This window comes from Stutzerimonas kunmingensis, from assembly GCF_002929225.1.
Classification (GTDB): Bacteria; Pseudomonadota; Gammaproteobacteria; order Pseudomonadales; family Pseudomonadaceae; genus Stutzerimonas.
On record NZ_PISM01000021.1, the window covers coordinates 310,260 to 334,752 of the forward strand.

Sequence of the window (24,493 nt, forward strand, 5' to 3'; positions counted from 1 at the left end):
TTGCTCTCACAGTTGCGGTGCCCGGTGCGACAAGTAGTCGATCAGGCGCTTGCGCGGATACGCGTCCGCTGCATTCTGAATATTGCGTAGTGGCGCTATGGCCGGATCAGAACCCAGGTCGAAATGTGTTTCCATCAGATCGACCATAAAGGCCACGACGTTTCCCTGGTTGCGGAAGAAAGCCAACGGGCCTTCACCCAGCAGGCGCTGCTGCCCGAGGTCGAAGGTCTGCTGCCGGAGCTGATCGAGCGGCTGGCTGATCAGCGCGGGAATGGTCGCGGGGTCAATGACGGCCTCCTTGCCAATGCGGCTGCGCAGGCGCTTCATCATCACCGCCGTGATGACATGAATGCCGTGCCGATAAATCAGGCGTTCCTGGCTGCGCGCCGCAGCGTTCTGCTCATATCCGACAACAAGGGTACGGATGGCCCGATGGCAAAGCACAGCGTTGACCAGTGCCACTCCGCTCACCTTGGACGCAAACAGATCCCGGTATTCGGCAGTCTCGGGATTAGCCAGCCGGCCGGGCTCACTTTTTAGCCACACGGCATAACGTGCATCGTTCTGCAGTGAGGTCAAGGCCCTTAATGCTTCTTCCAGCGTGATTATCTCGGTACCGGTACCCGCTGCTTCGGGACGGTAACGGTAGTCCAAACCGAGGTGGGCGATTTCCTGCCGCAGTCGTTCTTGAGTCTCATCGAGCGCAGTGAAGTTGGCGAGCTGTACTGGGTTCTGGTGATTGCGCGCCTTGGTGACAAGCTTGCCGAATGGTCTGTCTGCCGGAGCCTTGATCAAGGTGAGCATTACCTTAGCGTCGTTGATGTCACTGTCCGGATGACGAGCCACAAACTCGGCAGCAGACGCGACCGTCTGCGCGCCGTTGATGATGGATAGGCCACGCACCTTGAACTTCCGAGACCCGTTATCGGAGTTCCTTCCCTTCTGTTCAATCTCGTCGCAAACGGCTGTTACGCCGTTGTTGAGATAAAAGAAGCTGGTGGGTTCGTCTCGTAGCGTTGCATGGATGGCCTGATTAACATCGGTTTGGCTGCCGAGGAAGTAGCGAATATTCCGCTCGTACAGCGCCTTGCCCTCTCTTCTATGCAAATCTATTAGATCATTCAGTCGTGCGATACCAAAGTAAGCCTTACGTGGTTCTTCGATTTTCCCATACTTATGCAAGGTGATTTCGGTGTTAACCGGCTTATAGGCCTTTTCGGCGAGCAAGTCGCGGGTGATCTCAACTGATGTGTAGTAAATCACCTCCTTGTCGAGCCGCTCTTCGTCGAGATCATCGTCATTCAGCAGCTCTTGTAGTTCATCGAGGGCCGACTGCGATACGCCATCTCCGGTATAGGGCACGATCAGCCTGATGCGACTGCATGTATCGAGCGCACTTTCGATTTCAACCTGACGGTTTTGGACGTTCGCGTTGAACCTGTCGAAGGCCTGCTTCAGAAGCAGGCGGATGCCGCTACAGAAGGCCTGCGCATCCTCCTGCTTGAACTGCTCGGACTCCTTGAGTTTGGCTTGCACAAGGTAGAGCGTTTCCGTCGGACCATGGTAGTAAATTGCATCCAACCCCTTGTCGTTGAAATCGTCAACCACGGCAGCAGCGGACGCTTGTGGTGTGATGTCTAGCAGCTTGTGCAGTGCAAAGGCACTGAACGCTCGCGATAGCTGTTTGGTCTGCTGCTGGTCGGCCGGCTTGGTGGTATCCAGCAATGGGGGCAGAAAAGTCACGAAGCGCGCGGCCAACAACTTCTTCAGAATTTCCATGTAGTGAGATTCGAGCGCTGCCATCAGCCCATCCCTCCAATACGAGCGCGCGCGCGCGCCTGAGCACGGGCCTGTAACTTGGCCTGTACTTGCGCATAAAGCTGGGCGTTGGCCTGCTCCCTATCGGCCAGCACCACAGCCAAGGCGTACGGTTCTGCTTCGGCTCGATGCTCATCGTGTGACCACGCACTGTCTTGCCGGGTAACCACGACAAACACTTTGTCGCCCCGCACAGGTACTTGCCTGAACTCCCAACGGGAGACTTGCAACGTGCCATTTTTGCGCGTCTCGTTGGATAGCCAGCGGCCATTGCTGTGCTCCCCCATACCTTCTTCCCGGTTGCGCTGGAAGGCACGAGTCACGTCATCCAGGCTGTCGGCTACCACGAGGTTGAACCAGAGTTTCGTGCGGCGGTAATCCAACCGGGTCGTACGCACATCGGGACTGTAGGCCAGCGCCACCGTAATTTCGCGGGTACGGCGCCCGTTGGCCCAGAAGCTGTCCGGCACAGGCAGCTCGAAGAAGTGATGCTTGTCGTTGTCGATGCGTTCTTCCGCCAGCAAGGTCACCGTGTGATCGAGCGAGCGGTAGAGTGCTGCATCATCCACCCGGCCGTAACCAATGAGTTGCAGGAGCCGGTCACGTCCTTCTGACCTGTCCCCTGGGCCAAGCAAGGTTTCGCAAGCCTCAGGCCAACGCGCGTGTGCGCCGATCAACGCACGCAGCAGGTTCGGCGATGCATCGGGCACTGCGGCCAGCAGGCGCGCGGCTTTGTGGGCCACCAGCGGCGCGGCGTAGCTGGTGCCGATGTCTTCCGAGAAAGGTGACCCCGCGGCAAATCCACCATTTAGCGATATGACTCCAAGCCCCCTTCTTGCGTGGTGAGGTACTGCGCCATTACGCAGCAAAGCGAAGTTGCCAGCATGTTCGACCACATCCGGTTTGATGGCCCCATTGATGGATGGCCCGCGCCGCGTCAAAGGAAAAGGCTGGTTCGCCCGTGCCAGGATGTGATCTTCTATGGTGTCAGGATATCTCTGCGCATCGCGCGTAGCCTCGAACAGGCTGATGCCGCCCACCGTAAGGGCATTGAGCGCCGTGGCGGGGTCCAGAAGCCGTGCTTGCTCTTCAAACAAGTAGTTGGGGTATTGCTCGCGAGCGTCCTGCGGCAGTTGATAGGACTGCAAATTACCCGTCGGCACCACAAACAACACGCCCAGCTCGCGTGTCAGACGGTCCAGGGTATAGGCCAGTCCCCGGACATGCCGACCGTCGTAGACCTTATTCAGGTCGCCATAGCTGAGGTTGAAAATCTTGCAGCCGTACTGTTCGTGCAGATCGCGCACCGCTTCCTCGACCGCTTTTTCGACAAACTCGGTCTGATTCTCCTGTTCGAACACCTTGCCCGAGAACAGGCGCAGCTGCGGCACGAATAGGCGCTGCTGAATGGCACCATGGACATCACCGTACAACGCAAGTCCACCGACGAAGGTGCCATGCCACGGTTCGGCATCATGAACACTTCGATGCGGCTCCAGATAGCCTTGAGCATCGCCGACAGCAGCGGCAAGCAGGGGGTGACCTGAGGTCAAGCCTGAATCGAGAACCGCAATCGCAGGCGCATCGGCAGGCGGTGGATCGACAGCTGGAAACAGGTTGATGTCTGTCATCAACAGCTGAACGGAAACGCCCAAGCGAGGCGGCAAGTCCACCGTGCGAATGTCCCGATGGCGCAGAAGCTGTTCTGCCTGTTGCTGGTTGCAGCGCACGCGCAGCATCACGAGTGAAGGTTGCTGAAGCTCATCCAGCTTCTCGATACCGCGTTCCTGCAACCAGGCCACAAAGGCGCTGAACATGGCCTGACGCTTGTCTTGCCGCTCCTGAGGCCAGAGCTCAATATCAAGCGTGAATGGCGCCCGTGCGGGAAATCCCTGTTCGCGGAGAGCGTTGCCAGTGCGGTCTTCCGGTGTCCAGTGGTCGAAGTCCTCGATGGCGTACAGCAGCTCCTTTCGTGTAACGCTACCGTCGCGCGCCAACGATGCCAAACGCCGTTCGAACTCAGCCAGGCCTTCCTCGGTGGCGAAAGCCAGAACAACCGCCTCGTCTTCTTGACTAACGATCTCGACACCAGGGATGGCATCAAAGGGAGGAACACTCTTATCCCCAGCATGCAACCGGATCTTTAGCAGTTTTCGATTATCGAAGCCGCCGATATCTGCTTGTTCAGGATCCAAAATACGGGATTTTGCATCTCGGAGCTTATTTGAAAGCTCTGCACCATATGCACGCGGATTCTCCGGTTGGAGTCCGCCCCCATACTTTCGCGGATGACGCAGATTGATCGGTGTTTCCCGTTCCAGGCGCAAGTGTTCATAGGCCATGCCGTCGCTCCGTCCTTTCTGTATTTATTTTTAGTCCTTATGCCGGTACTCGCGGGCAAGCGCGTTATTCAGATGGTTTTTTTCCAGAAACTCGCGGCCAGACAAAATCATTTCCTTGACAGCCCTTCGCAGGACACGCTCGATATCCGCGTGCGACATGCCTTTGAACAGCGAAGCTACTTTCGCATCATCAGCTTCAAAGTTGCGCCGTATCCCTGACAACTTGAGCGCGAGCAGACGCTTGATCTGCTCTAAGTTCGGCATCTCGAAGTGCACGACTTCATCAAAGCGCCGCCAAATAGCCTTGTCGAGCAACGTTTCGTAGTTGGTCGTGGCAATGAGGATGCTTTCCCCCCGATAGCTATCCATCATCTGCAGGACTGCGTTGACGGAGCGCTTGAGTTCGCCATGGTCGCCACTGTCACCACGGTCTTTGGACAGTGCGTCGAACTCGTCAAACAGCGCGACGACGGGTTGCTGCGCGATATAGTCGAAGACCTTGCGCAGATTGGCAGCCGTTTCTCCGAGAAAAGATGAAATCACCGAGTCCAGGCGAACCAGAACGAGCGGCATGGACACGGCGTTGGCAATGACCTCAGCAGCCAAGGTCTTGCCGCAACCTGGAGGACCGCAAAACAACAGCTTCTGCGCAGGCTGCAAGCCGTAGGAGCGCAATGTGTCGGCCCGGTTGTGCTCCATTAGGATTTCGTCCAGGGCCGACTGCGTCGCATCGGACAGGACAATGTCTTTCTCCTCTCGCACAACCGCGCGCTCTTCAAGCAGCGCAAGACCGTTGTCCTTGTTTGTTGGCAGACCGGAAAGGCTGTGTGACCTGCGGCTACTGTTCCCGGCAAAGGTCTGATCGCCATAAAGCAGGCGTTCGAGATCATTAGCGAGCAGGTGATGATTCTTTTCTCGCTCCTCCTTGATAACAGCCTCGGATGCCGAACGAAAAGCCGCGGCATCGCCATGAACTCCAGATTTGATAAGTTGCCGCAACAATTTTCCGCTAGCCATATCTCTCCTCAATTCGTGGCGCGCTTCAACCGCGGCTTGGTCATACTCAGGTCTAACGGTGCCAATTGATTATTCACTACACCAGCTCCCATTCGACGACAAACAGCGTGCGTTCTTCAACCTGCTGCTGGAGCTGTACCTCCAACTGGCTGATCAAGTCATTGCGCTGCGCTTCGACTTCGTCCTGCCGGGCAAACAACTCGCGGCGCAGCTTGCTGCGCTTGCTCTCCAGTTCGCGCTGCTTCTTCTGCCATGACAGCTTTTCTTCCAGCGTCGGCGAGGTCGCGGCGGTTCGGCGCACCTCCTTGATCTCGCGGTCGATCTCCTTGATCTCCTGCTCCAGACCGAGCTTCAGGTCGTCCGCCCAGGCATCCAGCTTCTGGACTTCCTGCTCGAAGTAGCCGAGGTTGCGCTCGTTGACGTCGCGCAGGAGTGCGGTCTTGCGGGCTTCCACGTCGGCCAGCAGGGTGGCGTCAGGAGCGTTGAACAGACTGGCCGCCTGCGTGGTCGCGGGCAGGCGCAGCAGCTTTTCCGGGTCTTCTTCCGCGAGCACGACGCCGTCGGTCGTGCCCGCGGCAACCAGCAGATGTTGCTCCTGGTTGCCGAGTGTCTCGACCGAGATCAGCTTCACGGTGAGCCATCCGGCTTTGCCGCGATAGGTTTCGAGGGTGCTGATCTTTGAACCGTAGGCGTTGTAGTCGAAGACGAGACGAGCCCCGTCGAGTGCCCGAGCCTTGGCCTGCTCGATGCCCCATCGCGCCAGCGGATGATTGATGCGGTATAGATGCGCGTCGCCGGAGCGGCGGGGCAATTCGTAGCGCCCCAGCTCGATGCCCGCGAGGCCGCTGTGCTCGATTCCAGTCGGTATGTGGCGAAGATCGAAGCCGTCGTCATCGAACGCGGCGCAATGGACCAGTTCGGCGCGGGTCAAGTCCATCAGCATCCGCTCGAAGCGATTGCGCGCGTTGCGGCTGTCGTCGGCCCGCATGCGCAGCTTCTCCTGCACCTCCTCATCGAAGTTCTCAAGCAGTACCTGGCGCGTCTTGACCATCGCCTCGTTGATTTCGCCGGAGAGGTCGAGCTGGAGTTGCTCGAAGCTGGACTTGATTTCCTCGGGCTCTCGGCAGTTCTGGTAGATCTCGGCGATACGCCGCTCGAAATCGACACCGGAGCCGATGGCACCCAGCACTTCGTCGCTAGCCCCAAACACGCCCTCGAAGAGCTGGAACTTCTGCGACAGCAGCTCGTACACCCGTGCATCGGCCTCATTGCTGCGGTCGACGAAGTTGACCACCACCACGTCGTGCTTCTGACCGTAGCGGTGGCAGCGCCCGATGCGCTGCTCGATGCGCTGCGGGTTCCACGGCAGGTCGTAGTTGATGACGAGCGAGCAGAACTGGAGGTTGATGCCTTCGGCTCCGGCCTCGGTGGCAATCATGACCTTGCCACGCTCCTTGAAGTGCTCGACCAGTGCCGCACGGGTGTCGGCAGTCTTGGAGCCGGTGATGCGGTCGGTGCCTTCGTGGCGCTTCAGCCAGTCCTTGTAAATCGCCTGCGCACGCTGGTCGCTATTGGTGCCGTTGAAGAGCACGATGCCGTCGCCGTATGGCGTGTCGGCCAGCAAGTTGAGGAGGTATTCCTGCGTGCGCTTGGACTCGGTGAAGATGATGGCCTTCCTGGGCGCGCCTAGCCGATCCAGTTCGGCGAAGGCTCGATCCAGCGCGGTGAACAGTGCCTTGCCCTTCGCGTTGTCCCGGATGTTGGTTGCCAGCGTTTTGAAGTGGCGAAGCTCCTCGATCTCCTCCGCGATGGCATCGCGTTCCAAGCGGCTCGGTGCTGCGACGTCTGAGCCTTGGTCGTTCCACTCATCGGCGGTTTCGTCGAGCGACTCGTAGTCCTCATCGAGTTCCTCGGCCAGATCGGGAACCTCGGTGGTTTTGTCGAGCACACCCTGGAGGCGCTTGGCCATTGTCTCCAGCGCACCCGCAATCGCGTGCGTGCTGGAGGCAAGCAGCTTCCACAGCACGAGTGAAATCAGTTGGCGCTGCCCGTCGGGCAGGGCCTTGAGGTTGGGGCGGCGCAGATAATCGGCGACGAGCCTGGAAAGTTCCTGCTCTTCACTCGATGGCGTGAACTCCTCGACGATGGCCCTGCGTGCTGTGTACGAAACGTAGGGCTGAACCTGTTTGCGCAGGGTGCGCTTGCAGATGGGCGCCAGCCGGTCACGCAGGCTGCTGAAGGATTGCTCTCTGCCGGTGAACTGCGAGCGGAAGCTATCAAGGTCTCCGAACACGCGGTCATCGATGAAGCTGACCAGCCCATAGAGTTCGAGCAGCGAGTTCTGCAACGGCGTCGCGGTCAGGAGCGCCTTGGAGTGAACGCGCGACAGCGCCTCCTTGAGGGTCTTGGCGATGACGTTGCTGGTTTTGTAGACGTTGCGCAGGCGATGCGCTTCGTCGAGGACGACCAAGTCCCAGTCGATGCCCTTGACATCGTCAGCCTTGGCCTTCGCGAACTGGTAGGAACAGATGATCGGACCGGAGGCGAACAGGAACGGGTTCCGCTGCTCCTGTTTGCGGATCGCGTTGTAGCTTTTGGCTTCGAGGATCAGCCCTTGCAGGCCGAACTTGTCCTGCAGCTCTTGGTGCCATTGCTTGCGCAGGTTCGCTGGAACGATGATGAGCACCTTCCGCCGCCGTTCCGCCCAGCGTTGGGAGATGACCAAGCCGGCTTCGATGGTCTTGCCTAGACCAACCTCGTCGGCGAGGATCACGCCGCGTGAGAGGGGGTTGCGGCAAGCGAAGAGCGCGGCCTCGACCTGATGGGGATTCAGATCGACCTGCGAATCGACCAAAGTCGAAGCCAGCGACTCCACGGAGTCGCCTGCTGCACGCCTGGTCAGCAGCCAAGCAAAGTACTGGCTCTGGTGCGGCGTCAGAAGCTGCTGTGTCGTCAACGGCGATCCTCCCCTTGTTCTTCCCCGAGCGTGATTCGGCGGCTGGCATGGTCCGCGCTCACTCGGCCTCCGGCTTCTTCTTGTTGATGCTTTCGGCGATCCACCGATCCAGCTCCGAGCGGCGAAAGCGCCAGGTTCCCCCAAGCTTGAACGCTGGAATCTCTCCTTTCTGGGCAAGGCGATAGACCGTCCGTTTGCCGGCTTTGAGGTAGGCCGCGACTTCCTCCAGCGTGAGGATCTCGCTCTCGACTTCACTCATCTGAAAACCATCTGGTTTGGTCTTTCGTGACTTTGGATTGCCAAGTTTGCTCAATTCTACCAAAGGGTGGTAGGCGCTAGCCAACAAGAAATCCACCAGGCATTGCGCGAATGTCGGCCAGCGCGACCAACAAATCCGGTCATGCCGTAGTTCCCATTCCCTGCGGCGCGAAGCGAGGGCGCGCCACAGCATCTGGCCATCCGCTTCAACGGGGAATGGCACGATGGGACAGACCAACCGCCGCACATCCGCATGGCCTGCGCTTGCCGTGGTGTTGGCTGTGTCGTTCTCGGCGCTGCAGCCTGCCGTCGCCGCCGACAGCCTCGCCATGGAGCGTGAGCAGCTCGCCGCGCTCGCCCGCCAACTCGACCTGATCGACCGCCTCGCCGAGCACGCCGCCCATACCGCTCCGCAGGAACGCGCCCGCTACCACTTCGACTACGCCCGGCTGCGCGCCGACCTGAAGCGCGTTCGCGCCGGCCTGCAGGACTACCTCGTGCCCCAGCGCGCCCAGCCGCGCGATCCCGTCCCGATGGCCGGCGATTACGTCCGCCGCGACCGCGCCCACGACGAGGAGCCGTCGCCATGACGCCCTCTGCCGATCAGGTCGCCGCCTTCCAGGCCAACGGCGGCTTTGCGCCTTCGGCCGTCTCTGCCGTGGTGCTCGCTTTCGTGTTCGCCGTGTTGCTGCTGTGGGGCGTGTGGGCCATGCGCACCGCCTACGTCGGCTGGGCCGAGCACCGCATCACTGAACGTCAGTTCCTCGCCGTCGTCGTGCGCTTCGTGGCGATGTACCTGGTGCTGACCTTCTTCCTCCTCTCCTGAACGTCACGAAAGGCCATACGCCATGAACCTGCCATCGACATCCCATCGCATTCCGTCCCGCATCGTCGCACTGCTGCTGCTACCGCTGGCGTTCGCGGGCCTGCCGCTGTCGGCCTTCGCGCAGGGCCTGCCGACCATGGAAGACCCATCGCGCGGCCAGGGCAGCGGCATCCTGCAGACCTTGCAGAATTACGGCTACGACATCGTGCTGCTGATCGCGCTGCTCGTGGTCGCCTCGATGTTCGTCGGTGTCTGCTATCACGCCTACACACGCTACTCGGAGATCCACACCGGCCGCGCCACCTGGGGCCAGTTCGGCCTGACGGTCGCCGTGGGCGCAATCCTGCTGGTGGTCGGCATCTGGCTGCTCACCAAGGCCACCGGCGTGCTGTGAGGGCGGCAAGCGATGGCCGTCCCTTCGGAGACCCCGCGCGACACCCTGGTGACCTTCCTGCCGCACCGGCTGAACCGCCAGCCGGTGGTCGTGCGCGGGCTGACCGCCGACGAGTTGTGGATCTGCGCCGGTCTGTCGGCCGCAGCCGGATTCGTGCTCGGCCTGCCGCTGGCCTGGCTCACGCACAGCATCGCCATGGTGCCCACGCTGATCGTCGTCGGCATCGCGCTGGGCGTCTTCGTCGGCGGCGGTTTCCTGCGCGCACAGAAGCGCGGCCGGCCCGACACCTGGCTGTACCGGCAGCTCCAGTGGCGGCTGGCCCTGCGGCACCCGGCGCTGGCGGCACTCCTGGGCGGGCAGCGCCTCATCACCCGCTCGGGCTTTTGGACTACCCGGCGCAATGCCGATCGAGGTGCGCCATGAGCCGTTTCAAGAACGAGGTTGCGCACTTGCAGGCGCACGTGAAGACGCTGCGTCTGGGGGCCGGCGCGTTGTTCGTGGTGGCGCTGCTGCTCGGCTTCGGTTGGTGGAGTGCGCCGAAGAGTCTGACCATCCATGTGCCGCCGGACTTGCGCTCGGGCAGCACGCGCAAGTGGTGGGACGTGCCGCCCGAGAGCGTGTATGCCTTCTCGTTCTACATCTGGCAGCAGGTGCAGCGCTGGCCCACGAACGGCGAAGAAGACTACCCGCGCAACCTGCGCGCGCTGTCGGCCTACTTCACGCCGAGCTGCCGGGCCTTCCTGCAACAGGACTACGAGTACCGGCGCGCCAGTGGCGAGCTGCGTCAGCGCGTGCGCGGCATCTACGAGATTCCCGGCCGCGGCTACGGCGATGATCCGGCCACGCGCGTCAAGGTGCTCTCCGACCGCGATTGGATCGTCACGCTCGACGTGAGCGCGGACGAATACTACGGCTCCGAGCAGGTCAAGCGCGCCCTGGTGCGCTACCCCATCAAGGTCGTCCGGCTGGACATCGACCCCGAGCGCAACCCCTTCGGCCTGGCGCTGGACTGCTACGCCAGCGCACCCCAGCGCATCGAACCGCCGCCGACGCCGACCCAGGCCGGCGCGCCCGCCAACGCCTCCGGCCACCTGCAGGGAGACTCCCCATGAAGTCCGTTAACTGGTCGGCCCTGGCCGGCATCCTGCTGATCCTCGGTGTCGTGCCGGCCAGCCAGGCCGTGGAAATCCTGCGCTGGGAGCGCCTGCCCCTGCCGGTGCCGCTGGTGGTCGGCGTGGCGCTGCTGTGGACCTTGCTGGTGGTGGCCGCCGCGGTGGTGGTGAACATCGCCGGCATCCACGTGGTCGGCGGCGTCGAGGGCTGGCAGCACTGGCTGCAGGCGCACGCCGGCCACTTCTTCGTGTGGCGGCTGTGCGTCTACGGAGCGACGGCTTACGGCTGGTGGTGGATGCGTCGGCGCCTGCTGCGGCGGGAGCCGTCCCGCGAGACGCATCAGCGCCTGCTGCGCACGCAGATCGCGGCCGTGATCGCCGTGGTCGCGCTGGAAGCCAGCCAACTGTTGCGGCACGGCTGAGACCGGGAGGCAGGGATGACGCTCTACACCACGGACTACCTGGAGTATTACCTGACCCTGGTGGCCTGGGTGGTCAACAACGGCATCTGGAGCATCCTCGTGGCCAGCGGCGTGTTCGCGCTGCCGTTCGTGGCCATCGTGATCCAGGAATGGCTCAAGGCCCGCAGCGAAGGTGCGGACGAGGGCAACAAGGGCGTGCTGTCGTCGATGCGCATCGAGAACCGGGTGTGGGTGGCGATCGTGGTCGTCCTGTTCGCCGGCATCCCGTTCATCCCGGTGGATCTCGCCACGATCAAGTTCGACACGACCCGCTCCGCGCAATGCCAGGTCAACGTCCCGCTGCCCAACGAGACGGGCTGGTCCAACGTCTACACCGCGCTCAACGACCAGAGCGCGCTGGTGCCGGTGTGGTGGTTCTTCATGCACGCCATCTCGAAGGCGGTCACCAGCGCCGCAGTGGCGGCGATTCCCTGCGGCACGGATCTGCGTCAGGTTCGCATGGATGTGGATGCCACGCGCATCGATGATCCGGTGCTGGCTCAGGAGGTCGCCGACTTCACGCACGACTGCTACGGGCCGTCGCGAGCCAAGCTGTTCATGAACCGGCCGACGCTCTCCGACGAGCAGATGAACGACGTCACCTGGATCGGGTCGAGTTACCTCCTCGACACGCCCGGCTTCTATGACACCTACCACTCCCGCACGCCGCGCACGGCCTGGCCCTACGACGCGACCCGCGATGCGGGGCTGGCACAGGTGGACAGCGGCGGCGGCTATCCGTCCTGCCGACAGTGGTGGACCGATGGCGGCCAGGGGCTGCGCAGCCGACTGTTGGCACAGGTCGACCCGGACCTGCTGACCCGCATCGGGCGCTGGGCAGGCTTCCTGTCGCAGAGCGAGGTCAATGACTCGGTGATTCGCGCCGTGGTCTCACCGCGGCAGCAGAAGATGAACCAGGGCGCCGTCTACACCGATTACGGCGGTCAGATCGACAGGACGCTGCCGAACATCGTCACGCGCGACGCGAGCCACCTGGGGCTGACCGTCGGCTCGCTGGCCTTCTTCCCCGCGATGGACGTGGTGCGCCAAGCGCTGCCGATGGTGCTGACGATGCTCAAGATGGCGCTCGTCATCTGCATCCCGTTGGTGCTGCTGATCGGCACCTACGACCTGAAGACGGTGATGACGGTGAGCTGCGTCCAGTTCGCGCTGTTCTTCGTGGACTTCTGGTTCCAGCTCGCCCGCTGGATCGACAGCACGATCCTGGACGCGCTCTACGGCTGGCATTCGCCGCACAGCAACTTCAACCCGCTGATGGGGTTGAATAACGCTTTCGGCGATATGCTGTTGAATTTCGTGATGGCGATGATGTTCATCGTGTTACCGACGTTCTGGGTGATGGCACTCGGATGGGCGGGAGTTCGCGCTGGAAACTTCCTGGGCGGTCTCATCACTGGCACGTCCGATGCAAAGTCGGCTGGAGGTAGCGGCTCTCGTCTTGCGATGACGGCCGTATCGAAAGGTGCAGCGAAGTAAGGAGCACTCTCCTCGCGCTGATGCGGCGGCTACGGCTCGTCGGGATCGCCCATGTCGATCCGCCAGTCATCTTTGTCGTACAGGCCGACGCCCGAGTGTCCGTCTCTAAGTTCCGGCTGCTTCTCGTCATCCGCATCGGCATTTCGCGCGAACCATGTGGCGACCACCGCAAAGGCCAGCAGCAGGACGAGCCAGGATACGGTGTAGAGCAGCATGCCAAGCACGGCCAGCTTGACGATCCAGAGCACCGCCGTCGCCGCGCCTGCGGGCACCCCGCGCGTCACCAGCCGGCCGGCGACACGCTGCTCGCGGCGCTGGTATCCACGCCAGGCACGGCCAGCCCCCCGGCCCAGCCGGTGGCTCCAGCGCCCGTTGTGCGTGTTGGTGGTCATGCTCATGTGCCTCGGTTTCAGTGGTGCCTCACCTCAGGAGCGGCCGGTTGTGGCTTGCCCTCCAGCATAGACCGCGATCAGGAGGGCGGGTGGGTTGCGGCTGGCAGAGCCAGGCTGGCTCGGGTGTCGCCAAGATGATTAGATTTTGCAATAGAAATCAAACCTTATGCTACTTTCCCTGCGAGGTTCTTGCGATACCTCTAGGGGCTGATTGGATTCCGTGCTATTTTTATAGCATGGATGGAAATTCTAGGCACCAGGTAATCAAGCGGCTGCAGGCCGGACTCCCCCGCGGGGCGCCGTTCGACCTCGCCACCCTGAGTCAGTTCGGGGTGTCGCCCCAGCTTGCCGCCCACTATGCCGACGGCGGGTGGCTCGTGCGCCTGGCCCATGGCGTCTATGCCTTCCCGAACGATGAATTCGGGGTCTACAGTGCGCTGAAGTTCCTGCAACAGCGCGTGCCCGGCCTGCACGTCGGCGGCAAGAGCGCCCTGGCCCTGCAGGGCGTGCGGCACAACCTGGGAAGCCGGGAGGCGCTGGTGCTGTGGGGCGACAACCGCTACGCGTTGCCGGGCTGGTTCACCTCGCGCTTCCCGGCCCGCTACGTCCATGCCCGCCTGTTCGACTGGCCAGACGCGGACGCGCCGCTGGCCGACAAGACCCTGACCACGCCGCCGGGCCTGCCTGATCACCTGCGGGCGGCGGTTCCCGAGCGCGCTGTGCTGGAACTGCTGTACGAGTCCGGCGTCAAGCAGAGCCTCGAAGAGGCCCGCAACATCTTTGATGGACTGCGTTCTCCCCGCAAGGACTTGCTCGGGCAACTGCTGTCCTGCTGCGCCAGCGTGAAGGCCGTGCGCCTGTTCCTCACCTGGGCGCGCGAGACCAGCCTCGTGGATGTCGATGCCCTGCTGGAGCAGTACCCGGTTCGCACCGGCAGTAACACGCGCTGGATGAGCCGGCTCGATGACGGCACCTTGCTGAGCCTGAGACCTCATGGATAAGACCTACGCGGACACCGTTCGCCTGCTGCTGGCCGTCGCGCCCGACGTGTTCGCCAACGACATCTTTGCCATGAAGGGCGGAACGGCCATCAACCTGTTCGTGCAGGACATGCCACGCCTGTCGGTGGACATCGACGTGGTGTACCTCCCGTGGCAGACGCCGCGCGACGAAGCGCTGCAAGCCATCAACCAGGAGCTGGCCGCCATCGCCACGCGCCTTGCACCACTGGGTGTGCAAACACGCCTGGTTCGCGCCAAGGCCCCGGGGGACACCAAGCTGATCGTCGAGAACGACGTAGGCCAAGTGAAGATCGAGGTCAATGTCGTGTTCCGTGGCAGCGTGCTGCCCGTCGAGCGGCGACCACTGAGCGCCAAGACCCGCGATCTGTTCGGCGTCGAGTTCGAGCTGCCGATCCTGGCGCCGGATGAACTGTACGCCAGCAAGCTGGTGGCTGCGCTGGATCGACAGCATCCGCGCGATCTGTTCGACGTGTGGCAGCTCTACGAATCAGGCGGCATCAGCGATGGCATGGTCGAGTGCTTCGTGGTCTACCTGGCCGGGCACAACCGGCCGCCCCACGAAGTGCTGTTCGGCAACGACAAGGACATCGCCGGCGAGTACGGACGAGCCTTTGTCGGTATGGCCGAAGTGGACTGCCCCTTGGACACGCTGCTGGACGCTCGCGCGCAGTTGCGACGCGAGTTGCAGCAACGGCTGACGCAGGCGCACAGGCGGTTCCTGAGTGGCCTGGTACGCGCAGAACCGGACTGGTCGCTGGTGCAATGCCAGCACGCCGCGCAACTGCCGGCACTGCGCTGGAAGCTCAACAACCTGGAGACCTTTCGCAAGAAGCGCCCCAAGGACTTCGCCGCGCAAGCCGCTGCGCTCGATGCCGGCCTGGGCCAGATCTGACGCGGCGGCAGCAGTATCCCGGCTTGCCGGGGTTGCCCCATGCCGCATTGATTGCGGCACGCGACACGCGCTGCCCCTATACCCAAAGGCTTCCGAAAAGGCCGCAAGGGCTGGGAAGGGGCAAGGGAATGGGGCCGAGGGGAAAGGCCCTACCCGAAAAGGCCAAAAGGCACCCCTGAGCAGTCCCTCATCCGAGGTTCGCCATGCTCTCGCTGTTTCGCAAACGGATGCTACCGGCCTCCGGCGCACCATCCACTCCCTCCACCGAGACACCCAAAGGGCTGACGCGGCCCGAGTCGGCCGCATCGCTGCTGGCAACACCGCGCCGGCAGAAACTGCTGGAACACATCTGGCAGCGCACCTCGCTGTCGCGCCGCCAGTTCGCCACGCTGTACCTGGCGCCGCTGGAACGCTACGCCGAACTGGTCCAACAGTTCCCTGCGTCTGAAAGCCACCACCACGCCTATCCGGGCGGCATGCTGGACCACGGCCTCGAAATCACGGCCTATGCGCTCAAGCTGCGGCAGTCGCACCTGCTGCCTGCCGGCGTCACGCCGGAGGCACAGGCGGCCCAGGCCGAAGCCTGGACCGCAGGCACGGCCTACGCGGCCCTGCTGCACGACATCGGCAAGATTGCCGTCGATCTGCACGTCGAGCATGCCGACGGCAGCGTCTGGCATCCCTGGCACGGCCCGCTGCGAAAGCCCTACCGCTTCCGTTACCGAAAGGAGCGTGAGTACCGCCTGCACAGCGCCGCCACCGGGCTGCTCTACGCGCGCCTTCTCGATCGGGACATCTTCGACTGGCTCAGTGGCTATCCCGACCTCTGGGCCGCGCTGCTGTACGTGCTGGCCGGCCAGTACGAGCACGCCGGCACGCTCGGCGAGCTGGTCGTGCAGGCCGACCAGGCATCGGTCGCCCAGGAACTCGGCGGCGATCCCAGCAAGGCGCTGGCGGCGCCCAAGCATGCGCTGCAACGCAAATTGCTCGACGGCTTGCGCTACCTGCTCAAGGAAGAGTTCAAGTTGAACCAGGGCGGCCCGGCGGACGGTTGGCTGACCCAAGAGGCTTTGTGGCTGGTGAGCAAGACCGTCTCCGACAAGCTGCGCGCACATCTGCTGTCGCAGGGCATCGACGGCATCCCGGCGAGCAATACGGCAGTGTTCAACGTGCTGCAGGATCACGGCATCGCTCTTGCCACGCCGGACGGCAAGGCGATCTGGAAGGCTACCGTCACCAGCGACGCCGGCTGGTCGCACGCCTTCACCTTCCTGAAACTCTCGCCGGCGATGATCTGGGATGCCGCCGACCGGCCGGCGCCCTTCGCAGGCCGTGTGCAGGTCGAAGAGGAACAAGCGGAGCCGCAGGCGCCGGCGGTGGCTGATGTGCCGCGCGCGGAAGGCATCGATGCTGCACCCGCGAGCACGGCGCCGATTGCATCCGCAGCCACAGACCCGGGCGTGGCCGCGCTGCTCGACCTGCTGGGAGACACCACTCCACCCACAGCACCGGAGATCCCGAGTTGCCCTGTTGCCGAGCCCGAGCCGGCCCCTTTGACCGTGCCACCGCCGCCGATGAGCCTCGCGCCTGCCCCGGATCGCGCGGAGCCCTCCGGGGCGCACTTCATGGCCTGGCTGCGTCAGAGCATCCAGACGCGCAAGCTGATCATCAACGACGCCAAGGCTCTGGTGCATACCGTCGCCGGCACGGCCTACCTCGTCAGCCCCGGCGTGTTCCAGCGCTACGCGCAGGAGTATCTTCAAGTCGCAGCGCTGGCCAAGCAGGAGAAGCTGGAGGGGTGGCAGTGGGTGCAGAAGCGCTTCGAGAAGCTGGGGCAGCACCGCAAGCAGCCCAGCGGGCTGAACATCTGGACCTGCGAAGTCACGGGGCCGCGCAAGTCGCGCCGGCTGCACGGCTATCTGCTCGCCAGCCCGGATACGCTGTTCGAGGAGACGCCGCCAGACAACCCATACCTGCGGCTCCTGCATGAGGACTTCTTACCAAGCGCGAACCTTCTGTAAAACCTGCCACCTATCCAAGCCGGGAATTAGCAATCTAGGTTGAGCAGGTCGTGAGCTGCATTAAGCGCATCCTGAGCGGCATCTCCCCCATTCAGCAACCGATCACGGTTAAGCCCGCCTCCGCGAACCCATGCTGTGGGTAGGTGCCCGTTTTCGGCTCGTCTTATGAAAAAAGGTGAGCGTCCAGCCGTCCCATCGCTACTCAGGTTGAGACGCCGAGGAGCAACAGCTCCTCGATCCGGCTGGTGGGCCAGATGGGCAGTTTTCCCCGGGGTGTCCTTGAGCCAGGCGCCGGACTCGAGCCCGTTCAGTCTGGTGGTGGCCAGCAAGGCCCTGGATGGCGGCGGCGCGGTAGCTGCAGCCGGTCGTGTAGGGCCTGCAGTTTGGGCAGGGCTTTCTGTTCACGCAGCAGCTGCCGGACGGCCGCGTCGAGTGCGCGGGCGCGCCAATCGAGGGCATAGAGATCGGCGATGCGCCGCAAGGCCTCGGCTGTCACTGGGCTCCAGGTCGTTGCTGCGGTAGGCCCAGAGTAGGCTCAGATATAGGGGCGTTTGGTTTTCCCCTCGCCGGGATCGAGTTGCCGCAGAGGGTGTTTCATCGGCATGCAGCACCTGGCGTTGGAGCAATAAGGCGCGCAGCCGATCCACCAGGGGCTGCAAGGCCACGCCACTGCCGGCGGAACCGGCGCGGCGCTGATGCTTTCGCACGGGCGGCAGGCTTATTGCGGGCGACTGTGCCGGTGGACGAAGGACCTGGCCAGGATCAGGTCGAGCTGCTCGCTGATGTCTTCGCCGATCTTGACCAGCGCGGCGCTGCATTCGGCGGCATGGAACTAGCGAAAACGGCCTTGATGCAGACGGCGCTGACCCAACCACACACCGGTGCCGTCCTACTGCAACAGCTTGAGCCGCGAGCCGTGCCGATTGCGAAAGGCATAGGTCGTGCCATCGCAGGGTGGTCGCCCGAGGGCCTGCTGAAGGTGCACCAAAGCCCGTCGATCCCCAAGCGCATGTTGATCGGTCGGCCACCAGCCAAACCTGGGCCGGCATTCGCGTCAGGCCATCCCCCGCAGCAATCCGGCCAACCAGCTTGCATCGACGTCCGCCGGCAACGCCAACCGCCAGCCACTGGCATGCCTGCAGCAGCCACACCCCTGCCGCTGCCACGGGCACCAGGGTAAGCGGCGTGGCCGCCCGCTTGCTGCGCCTGATCCAGTAGGCCAGTGCCTCGGGTTTGAGCGCATGCTACTGGCAATAAGCAACTGCGTCAGCCCGCTGTCCTGCCAGGCCTGAACATGCCGAGCCCAGGACTCGCGGCGCGCGTGCATCGTTTCCATATAAATCCCCTACTGGAAAAGCACAGGATGCAGGGCGGGGTGTTCGAGCAAAAGGGGGGGGGGCGCTTACTGTCGATACGCGGCGGCAGCCGCAAGACCGTCGCCGCGAGCAGCCTGTCCAGCACGCTCGAATACATGGATGAAAAGCGCATGCAGGCTGATACCGGTAGTTTGCGAAACGGCGCGGAGGATCAGCGTGGAGCTGGGCAGCAGCCAGGGTAGTTGGCTGCATGCCGAGAAGATCGGTGGCTTTTGCTGCCTGGTGGGTTCCGCGCGTTCGAGATTCGGGTTAATGAGATGGTCATCCCCACCCTCCGAGGGCACACTTTCGCAGGGTGTTTTATTTCGGAGGCCATCATCACGAGCGCAGTTGCACTGGTAGGGATTGATCCGGGCAAGCAAAGCTTTCATCTACACGGAAAAGACGGTTCTGGCCGGAAGATCTTTCGCACGAAAGCGACACGCCAGCAAATGATGCGATTGCTTGGCATCCTGCCGGCTTGCACGGTGGTGATGGAAGCCTGCGCCGGAGCGCACTTTATGGCGCGCCAACTGACGGCGCTCGGGCATCAAGTGAAATTGATCTCGCCGCAGTTCGTGCGTCCTTTCGTCAAGGGCAACAAGGGGAGCCCGCAGAATTCGGAAAAAATCGTACGCTAAGGTTTTCCAGGCAACCGTAGCGGCCTGAACTTCCCGTCTTCCAGCCTGCGGCTCTGCCGCCAGCCGTAATCGCAGGTCAGGTTGATGTGCTCCCAGCCCAGCGGCGACAGGTATTGCAGCAGCTCGCCGTCCACCGGCTTGCCGGCTTCGACCAGTCCCTGGGTGGCGCGCTCCAGGTACACCGTGTTCCACAGCACGATGGCGGCCGTCACCAGGTTGAGGCCGCTGGCCCGGTAGCGCTGCTGCTCGAAGCTCCGATCCCTGATTTCCCCAAGGCGGTTGAAGAACACCGCCCTAGCCAGCAAGTTGCGAGCCTCACCTTTGTTCAGGCCGGCATGCACGCGGCGGCGCAGCTCAACACTTTGCAACCAGTCCAGGGTGAACAGCGTGCGTTCGATCCGGCCCAGTTCGCGCAGGGCGACGGCCAGGCCATTCTGGCGCGGATAGCTGCCGAGCTTGCGCAGCATCAGCGAGGCGGTGACGGTGCCCTGCTTGATCGAGCTGGCCAGGCGCAGGATGTCATCCCAATGGGCACGGACGTGCTTGATGTTCAGGGTGCCTCCTATCAGCGGGCGCAGCGCCGGGTAGGCATGCACGCCCTGCGGCACATACAGTTTGGTTTCGCCGAGGTCGCGGATGCGTGGTGCGAAGCGGAAGCCCAGCAGGTGCATTAGGGCGAAGACGTGATGGGTGAAGCCGGCCGTGTCGGTGTAGTGCTCCTCGATCCGCAAGTCGGACTCGTGGTACAGCAGGCCATCGAGCACGTAGGTGGAATCGCGCACGCCGACATTCACCACGCGGGTGCTGAATGGCGCGTACTGGTCGGAGATGTGGGTGTAGAACAGCCGGCCCGGCTCGCTGCCGTACTTCGGGTTGACGTGCCGGGTGCTTTCGCCCCGGCCGCCCGCCCGGAAGCGCTGGCCATCGGACGAAGAGGTCGTGCCGTCGCCCCAGTGAGCGGCGAAGGTATGACGGAACTGGTGGTTGACCAGCTCGGCCAGGGCCGCCCAGTAGGTTTCGTCTCGGATGTGCCAGGCTTGCAGCCAGGACAGCTTGGCGTAGGTCAGGCCGGGGCTCGACTCGGCCATCTTGGTCAGCCCGAGGTTGATTGCATCACCGAGGATCGCGGACAGCAGCAACGTCCGGTCTTTGGCCTCGGCCCCGTCCTTCAAGTGGGTAAAGTGGCGGCTGAAGCCCGTCCAGTCGTCAACGTCCATCAGCAGTTCGGTGATCTTGATGCGCGGCAGTAACTGGCTGGTCTGGTCGATCAGCGCCTGCGCACGATCTGGCACCGCTGAATCCAGCGGGGTGATCTTCAGCCCGGACTCGGTGAGGATGGCGTCGGGCAGCTCGTTGTCCTTGGCCAGCTGGGTGACGGTGGCCAACTGTTCGTCCAGCAGCTGCAAGCGCTCTTCCAGGTACTGGTCGCTGTTGGGATTGATCGTCAGGGGCAGGGCCTGTTCCCGCTTGAGCGTGGCGAACTTCTCTGCCGGCAGCAGGAAGTCGTCGAAGTCACGGAACTGCCGCGAGCCCTTGACCCAGATGTCGCCGGAGCGCAGGGCGTTCTTCAGCTCGGAAAGCGCGCAGATTTCATAGAAGCGCCGGTCGTTGCCTTCCAGGGTGATCACCAGCGGCTTCCAGCGGGGCTTGATGAAGGCCGTTGGTGCATCGGCCGCCACCTTGCGCAGGCTGTCGGCGTTCATCTCGCGCAGGGTCTGCACGGCTGCCAGCACGCCTTGCGCGGCCGGCGCAGCGCGCAGTTCCAGCACCTCCAGCAAGGCCGGCGTGTAACGGCGCAGAGTGGCGAAGTTCTCGCCGACCAGGTGCAGATGGTCAAAGCCTTCCGGCCGGGCAAGCAGCTCGGCCTCGCTGACGCTCTCGGTGAACTCGTCCCAAGGTATCACCGCTTCGATGGCTGCATAGGGGTCGCTGCCGCTTTCCTTGGCCTCCAGCAGCGCCTGGCCGATCTTCGAATACAGGCGCACCTTGTCGTTGATCGCCTTGCCCTGTTTCTGGAACTGCTGCTGATGCTTGTGCTTCGCGCTGCTGAACAGCTTGACCAGGATACGGTCGTGCAGATCGACCAACTCATCAATCACAGTCGCGGTGCTCTCCAGCACCACCGCGGCCAGGGTCGCGTAGCGTCGCTGAGGCTCGAACTTGCCGAGGTCCTTGGGTGTCATCTGCCCACCCTCGCGGGCCAGCTTGAGCAGGCGGTTCTGATGGATGTGCCGGCCCAGGCCTTCGGGCAAGTCCACCAGCTGAAATGTCTTCAGCCGCTCGATGTGTTCAAGCATGTGCCGGGAGTTGGGTTTCAGCGGTGCCTGTCGCAGCCAGGTCAACCAGGTGATGCTGCTGCCGGCCTTGAGCGTCAACAGCTCGTCCAGCTTGGCCCGATGCGAGTCCGTAAGTGGATCGACCAGGGCGCGGTAGACCCGCCGATTGGCCCGCGCAATGGCCTCCGAGCAAGCCCGGTCGATCACGCTCAACGCCGGCAGGATGCGTCGCCTCTGCCGCAGGCTCTCCAGCGCCTGACCGGCCAGCAGCAAGCCCTTGTCGGTCTGCTGGGCCAGTTCGGTCAGCTCGCGCACCAGGGCGCGGAAGTCGGACAGGCCGAACGGGGCCAGTTGCAGGTAGGTGCGCAGTTCCTGGGCGTGCTCGCGACGGGTCACGTCGCGCTCGCCGTACTTCTCCCAACTCGCCGGATCGGTCTGGACTTGCTTGGCCACCCACAGGATCACCGGCTCGGGCCGCTCGCTGTCGGTGCCCAACGCATAGCCGGGGAAGCGCAGCAGGCAGAGTTGCACCGCAAAGCCCAGACGGTTGGCGTCGCCAGCGCCGCTGGCGGATCAGCGACAGGTCGGAATCGTTGAAGGTGTAGTAGCGGATCAGGTCATCCTGGCTTTCCGGCAGCGCGAGCAGGGTGTCCCGCTCCGTGGCCGAGAGGATCAAGCGACGCGGCATGTATCAGTCGTCCGTGCGGAGGTACTGGTAGAGGGTTTCCCGGCTGATGTTGAATTCACGGGCGAGCTGCGCCTTGGGCTCGCCGGCCGTCGCTCGCTGCCGCAGGGTAGCAGCCTGCTCATCGGACAGGGCTTTCTTGCGGCCTCGGTACGCGCCGCGCTGCTTGGCCAAGGCGATGCCCTCGCGCTGCCGCTCACGGATCAAGGCGCGCTCGAACTCAGCGAAGGCCCCCATCACAGATAGCATCAGGTTGGCCATCGGGGAGTCCTCGCCCGTGAACACCAAGCCCTCCTTCAGGAACTCGATGCGCACGCCGCGCTGGGTCAGCTTCTGCACCAGGCGGCGCAGGTCATCGAGGTTGCGCGCCAGACGATCCATGCTATGCACCACCACGGTGTCGCCCTCACGGACGAAGCTCAGCAACGCCTCCAGTTGCGGGCGCTGATTATCCTTGCCCGAGGCCTTGTCGGTGAACAGCTTGCTCACCTGGGTCTGTTCCAGTTGGCGTTCCGGGTTCTGGTCGTAACTGCTGAATTTGTCAGGCTGAAATCTATGACTTTGGCAAGCAGAGGTCAAAAAATTAATGATGGACTCTATCTGACGGCGTAGCGCTGGGCTGCCTGACATCCGGTTAGGGTATAGCCCAACCTGACGGCCTTTAGGTCTTGTATTTGATTTGAGTACTAATATTTCCCCCGGCCATATGGCGAGAAGCCTTGAGGGGGAGCCTGACTCAAGATTTCAAATGAACCAGCCGATACAATGAAGGCACATTGAAATATCTAATAATGAGGTGACACGATGAGTGGTTGGCTAGCCCGTTTCTCAATAAAAACCCGTCTCATCGGCTTGCTCGTGCTTCTAGCATCTATGGCTGTCGGCTTGCCAATGGCTGGTCTTAATGGAATGCGCACCAGCAATGCAGTGATTGATCGGCTGTACAACAACATGTTGCTACCGATCGACAAGCTTGGCGACATCAATAACCACATGCACAACGCGCGTGCTCAGCTTTTGCTTGCCCTTCAGCATGAGCCCGGAAGTGCCTTCGAGAAGGCGCATGATCATCCATCGAGTATGCATTTCGATAGAGTGGATAAAAGCGTAAGCATCATCCGTGAGCGCCTTTCTGACTACCAGCGTATACCAATGAGCAAAGAACAGCAGCGCCTTAGCACTGAGCTGCAGAACAAATTGTCTGATTACTTGGATAATGGTGTTCTGCCGACGCTCAATGCGATGCGCCAAGGCGACTATGCGGGAGGGAACCAAATCCTGCTAACCCGCCTTGATCCTGCTTTTATGACTACCTATGCCAGCTTGCGCACTCTTATTGAGTCGGAGGCGTCGGCAGCTGAATTAAGCTTTCAAAACGCGGATAAGCAATTCGAGCGTCTTGTGGCGATGATAGGACTGGCGCTGGTAGTGGCTCTGTCTCTGGTCACAGTCACGGCTCTGGCCACTGTGCCAAGTATCACCAAAGGCGTTCGGGAGCTTCAAGTCGGCGGTCAGCAGCTCGCTGATGGCAATTTGGGCTATCGAGTTACCTATCAGGGGCGTGATGAGCTGGGCGAAATATCTAGCGCATTCAATGAAATGGCTTCGCGTTTTCACCACACCTTTCAAGAGTTGGCAGGTGCCGTGGAGCAACTGGCAGCTGCAGCTGAGCAGACGGCCCAGGCAAGTAGTCAAACCAGTGACGGTATCCGCCGCCAGCAGCTGGAGACAGACCTGATAGCTACTGCGATGAACGAAATGTCCGCTACTGTTCAGGACGTAGCGGGGAACGCTGCCAGTGCGGCACGGGCGGCACAGGAGGCCGATCAGCAGTCTGAAAGCGGCATGCGCGTGGTTCATCAAACAATCGCTTCTATTGACAGCCTCGCCAGTGAAGTTGAACACGCTGCCACTGTGATTCATGAGCTTGAGGCAGACAGTGCTGGTATTAGCTCTGTAGTGGATGTCATTCGAAGCATTACCGAACAAACCAACCTGCTTGCCCTTAACGCGGCTATTGAAGCTGCACATGCTGGTGAGCACGGACGAGGCTTTGCTGTTGTCGCGGATGAGGTGCGCTCGCTTGCTTCGCGCACGCAACAGTCAGCCAACGAAATTCAGGCCATGATTGAAAAGCTGCAGAGCGGCGCAAATCGTGCTGTTGCTGTCATGGAAAGCAGTTGCAGCAAAGCACAAGCTGGTAAGCAGCAGGTTGCCAGTGCAGGCCATATGCTGGAGCAAATCAGTAATGCTGTGGCGACCATTAATGACATGAATGCCATGATTGCTTCTGCAGCTGAGGAGCAAAGCTCTGTCGCGGAGGAGATCAGCCGTAACGTTACCAACGTAAGCCAGATTGCCGAAAAAACTAGCGAAGCCTCACGTCAGAATGTTGCCACCAGTACGCAATTGGCTTCTCTGGCAAGCCAACTTCAGCGTCTGATGCACATGTTCCGTCTTTAGGGAAACTCTGAAAAGCCCCAGCTTCGCGGAATTGATGCGCTGTAACCCGCTCGGCTGCTGGGCTC

At 62.2% G+C, this 24,493-nt stretch carries 19 protein-coding genes and 3 pseudogenes; 12 read left to right on the plus strand and 10 right to left on the minus strand.

Annotation, left to right across the window (positions count from 1 at the left end; genetic code table 11):
- Positions 1-6 precede the first annotated feature (6 nt).
- The 5 genes from CW305_RS18015 to CW305_RS24000 all read right to left on the minus strand — a co-directional run bounded on the left by CW305_RS18015 (position 7) and on the right by CW305_RS24000 (position 8,584).
- Positions 7-1,803, minus strand: coding sequence for an AIPR family protein (locus CW305_RS18015; protein ID WP_104098545.1), 1,797 nt, complete (start codon positions 1,801-1,803; stop codon positions 7-9).
- Positions 1,803-4,160, minus strand: a complete 2,358-nt coding sequence (locus CW305_RS18020) for a S8 family peptidase (protein ID WP_104098546.1) — start codon at positions 4,158-4,160, stop codon at positions 1,803-1,805. Before CW305_RS18020 ends, CW305_RS18015 begins: the two co-directional genes overlap by 1 nt.
- 30 nt (positions 4,161-4,190) lie before the next feature.
- Positions 4,191-5,177: an AAA family ATPase gene (locus CW305_RS18025; RefSeq protein WP_045786216.1), complete on the minus strand. Its 987-nt coding sequence runs from the start codon at positions 5,175-5,177 to the stop codon at positions 4,191-4,193.
- 76 nt (positions 5,178-5,253) lie between these two features.
- Positions 5,254-8,133, minus strand: coding sequence for an SNF2-related protein (locus tag CW305_RS18030; protein ID WP_104098547.1), 2,880 nt, complete (start codon positions 8,131-8,133; stop codon positions 5,254-5,256).
- A gap of 58 nt (positions 8,134-8,191) precedes the next feature.
- Positions 8,192-8,584 carry a helix-turn-helix domain-containing protein gene (locus tag CW305_RS24000; RefSeq protein WP_425444919.1) on the minus strand — a complete coding sequence of 131 codons (393 nt, stop codon included), beginning with the start codon at positions 8,582-8,584 and terminating at the stop codon, positions 8,192-8,194.
- A gap of 31 nt (positions 8,585-8,615) precedes the next feature.
- On the opposite strand from CW305_RS24000, the gene CW305_RS18040 reads away from it, so the two are divergent.
- From CW305_RS18040 to CW305_RS18070, 7 genes are read left to right on the plus strand one after another with little or no spacing between them, the layout of a single operon-like run.
- A complete protein-coding gene (locus tag CW305_RS18040) occupies positions 8,616-8,981 on the plus strand; it encodes an integrative conjugative element protein, RAQPRD family (RefSeq protein WP_016851981.1) in 366 nt (121 codons plus the stop codon).
- On the plus strand, positions 8,978-9,217 hold the full coding sequence (locus CW305_RS18045; RefSeq protein WP_003140997.1) for a TIGR03758 family integrating conjugative element protein: 240 nt from the start codon (positions 8,978-8,980) through the stop codon (positions 9,215-9,217). Before CW305_RS18040 ends, CW305_RS18045 begins: the two co-directional genes overlap by 4 nt.
- Before the next feature lie 22 nt (positions 9,218-9,239).
- The gene (locus CW305_RS18050) at positions 9,240-9,611 is read left to right on the plus strand and encodes a TIGR03745 family integrating conjugative element membrane protein (protein WP_009397207.1); all 372 of its coding nucleotides are present in this window, start codon (positions 9,240-9,242) and stop codon (positions 9,609-9,611) included.
- 12 nt (positions 9,612-9,623) lie between these two features.
- Positions 9,624-10,034: a TIGR03750 family conjugal transfer protein gene (locus CW305_RS18055; protein ID WP_009397206.1), complete on the plus strand. Its 411-nt coding sequence runs from the start codon at positions 9,624-9,626 to the stop codon at positions 10,032-10,034.
- A complete protein-coding gene (locus CW305_RS18060) occupies positions 10,031-10,723 on the plus strand; it encodes a PFL_4703 family integrating conjugative element protein (RefSeq protein ID WP_104098548.1) in 693 nt (230 codons plus the stop codon). The genes CW305_RS18055 and CW305_RS18060 overlap by 4 nt, the downstream gene beginning before the upstream one ends.
- Positions 10,720-11,145 carry a DUF3438 family protein gene (locus CW305_RS18065; RefSeq protein ID WP_245891006.1) on the plus strand — a complete coding sequence of 142 codons (426 nt, stop codon included), beginning with the start codon at positions 10,720-10,722 and terminating at the stop codon, positions 11,143-11,145. Before CW305_RS18060 ends, CW305_RS18065 begins: the two co-directional genes overlap by 4 nt.
- A 15-nt stretch (positions 11,146-11,160) precedes the next feature.
- On the plus strand, positions 11,161-12,681 hold the full coding sequence (locus tag CW305_RS18070) for a conjugal transfer protein TraG N-terminal domain-containing protein (RefSeq protein WP_014819613.1): 1,521 nt from the start codon (positions 11,161-11,163) through the stop codon (positions 12,679-12,681).
- A gap of 29 nt (positions 12,682-12,710) precedes the next feature.
- On the opposite strand, the gene CW305_RS18075 is transcribed toward CW305_RS18070, so the two are convergent.
- The gene (locus CW305_RS18075; protein ID WP_009397194.1) at positions 12,711-13,079 is read right to left on the minus strand and encodes a DUF3742 family protein; all 369 of its coding nucleotides are present in this window, start codon (positions 13,077-13,079) and stop codon (positions 12,711-12,713) included.
- Between the two features lie 230 nt (positions 13,080-13,309).
- Between CW305_RS18075 and CW305_RS18080 the strand changes: the two genes are divergently transcribed.
- The 3 genes from CW305_RS18080 to mobH all read left to right on the plus strand — a co-directional run bounded on the left by CW305_RS18080 (position 13,310) and on the right by mobH (position 17,008).
- Complete coding sequence (locus CW305_RS18080; protein WP_104098549.1) at positions 13,310-14,074, plus strand: type IV toxin-antitoxin system AbiEi family antitoxin domain-containing protein; 765 nt, start codon at positions 13,310-13,312, stop codon at positions 14,072-14,074.
- The gene (locus tag CW305_RS18085; RefSeq protein WP_104098550.1) at positions 14,067-14,987 is read left to right on the plus strand and encodes a nucleotidyl transferase AbiEii/AbiGii toxin family protein; all 921 of its coding nucleotides are present in this window, start codon (positions 14,067-14,069) and stop codon (positions 14,985-14,987) included. Before CW305_RS18080 ends, CW305_RS18085 begins: the two co-directional genes overlap by 8 nt.
- A gap of 203 nt (positions 14,988-15,190) precedes the next feature.
- Positions 15,191-17,008, plus strand: a complete 1,818-nt coding sequence (gene mobH / locus CW305_RS18090) for a MobH family relaxase (RefSeq protein WP_104098551.1) — start codon at positions 15,191-15,193, stop codon at positions 17,006-17,008.
- A 401-nt stretch (positions 17,009-17,409) separates the two neighbouring features.
- Here mobH and CW305_RS24005 read toward each other — a convergent pair whose 3' ends face one another.
- The gene (locus CW305_RS24005; protein ID WP_181063908.1) at positions 17,410-17,715 is read right to left on the minus strand and encodes an IS66 family transposase; all 306 of its coding nucleotides are present in this window, start codon (positions 17,713-17,715) and stop codon (positions 17,410-17,412) included.
- A 14-nt stretch (positions 17,716-17,729) separates the two neighbouring features.
- A pseudogene (locus CW305_RS24010) lies at positions 17,730-17,807 on the minus strand (hypothetical protein); the annotation flags it as partial.
- Between the two features lie 894 nt (positions 17,808-18,701).
- Here CW305_RS24010 and CW305_RS18115 point away from each other — a divergent pair.
- Positions 18,702-18,995, plus strand: a pseudogene (locus tag CW305_RS18115) (IS110 family transposase); the annotation flags it as partial.
- A gap of 5 nt (positions 18,996-19,000) precedes the next feature.
- On the opposite strand, the pseudogene CW305_RS18120 reads toward CW305_RS18115, so the two are convergent.
- A pseudogene (locus CW305_RS18120) lies at positions 19,001-21,968 on the minus strand (Tn3 family transposase).
- A 3-nt stretch (positions 21,969-21,971) separates the two neighbouring features.
- Complete coding sequence (locus tag CW305_RS18125) at positions 21,972-22,544, minus strand: recombinase family protein (protein ID WP_011078028.1); 573 nt, start codon at positions 22,542-22,544, stop codon at positions 21,972-21,974.
- A 225-nt stretch (positions 22,545-22,769) separates the two neighbouring features.
- On the opposite strand from CW305_RS18125, the gene CW305_RS18130 reads away from it, so the two are divergent.
- Positions 22,770-24,428 (plus strand): HAMP domain-containing methyl-accepting chemotaxis protein, encoded by a 1,659-nt coding sequence (locus CW305_RS18130; protein WP_011078029.1) that lies wholly within the window; start codon positions 22,770-22,772, stop codon positions 24,426-24,428.
- Positions 24,429-24,493: the final 65 nt, after the last annotated feature.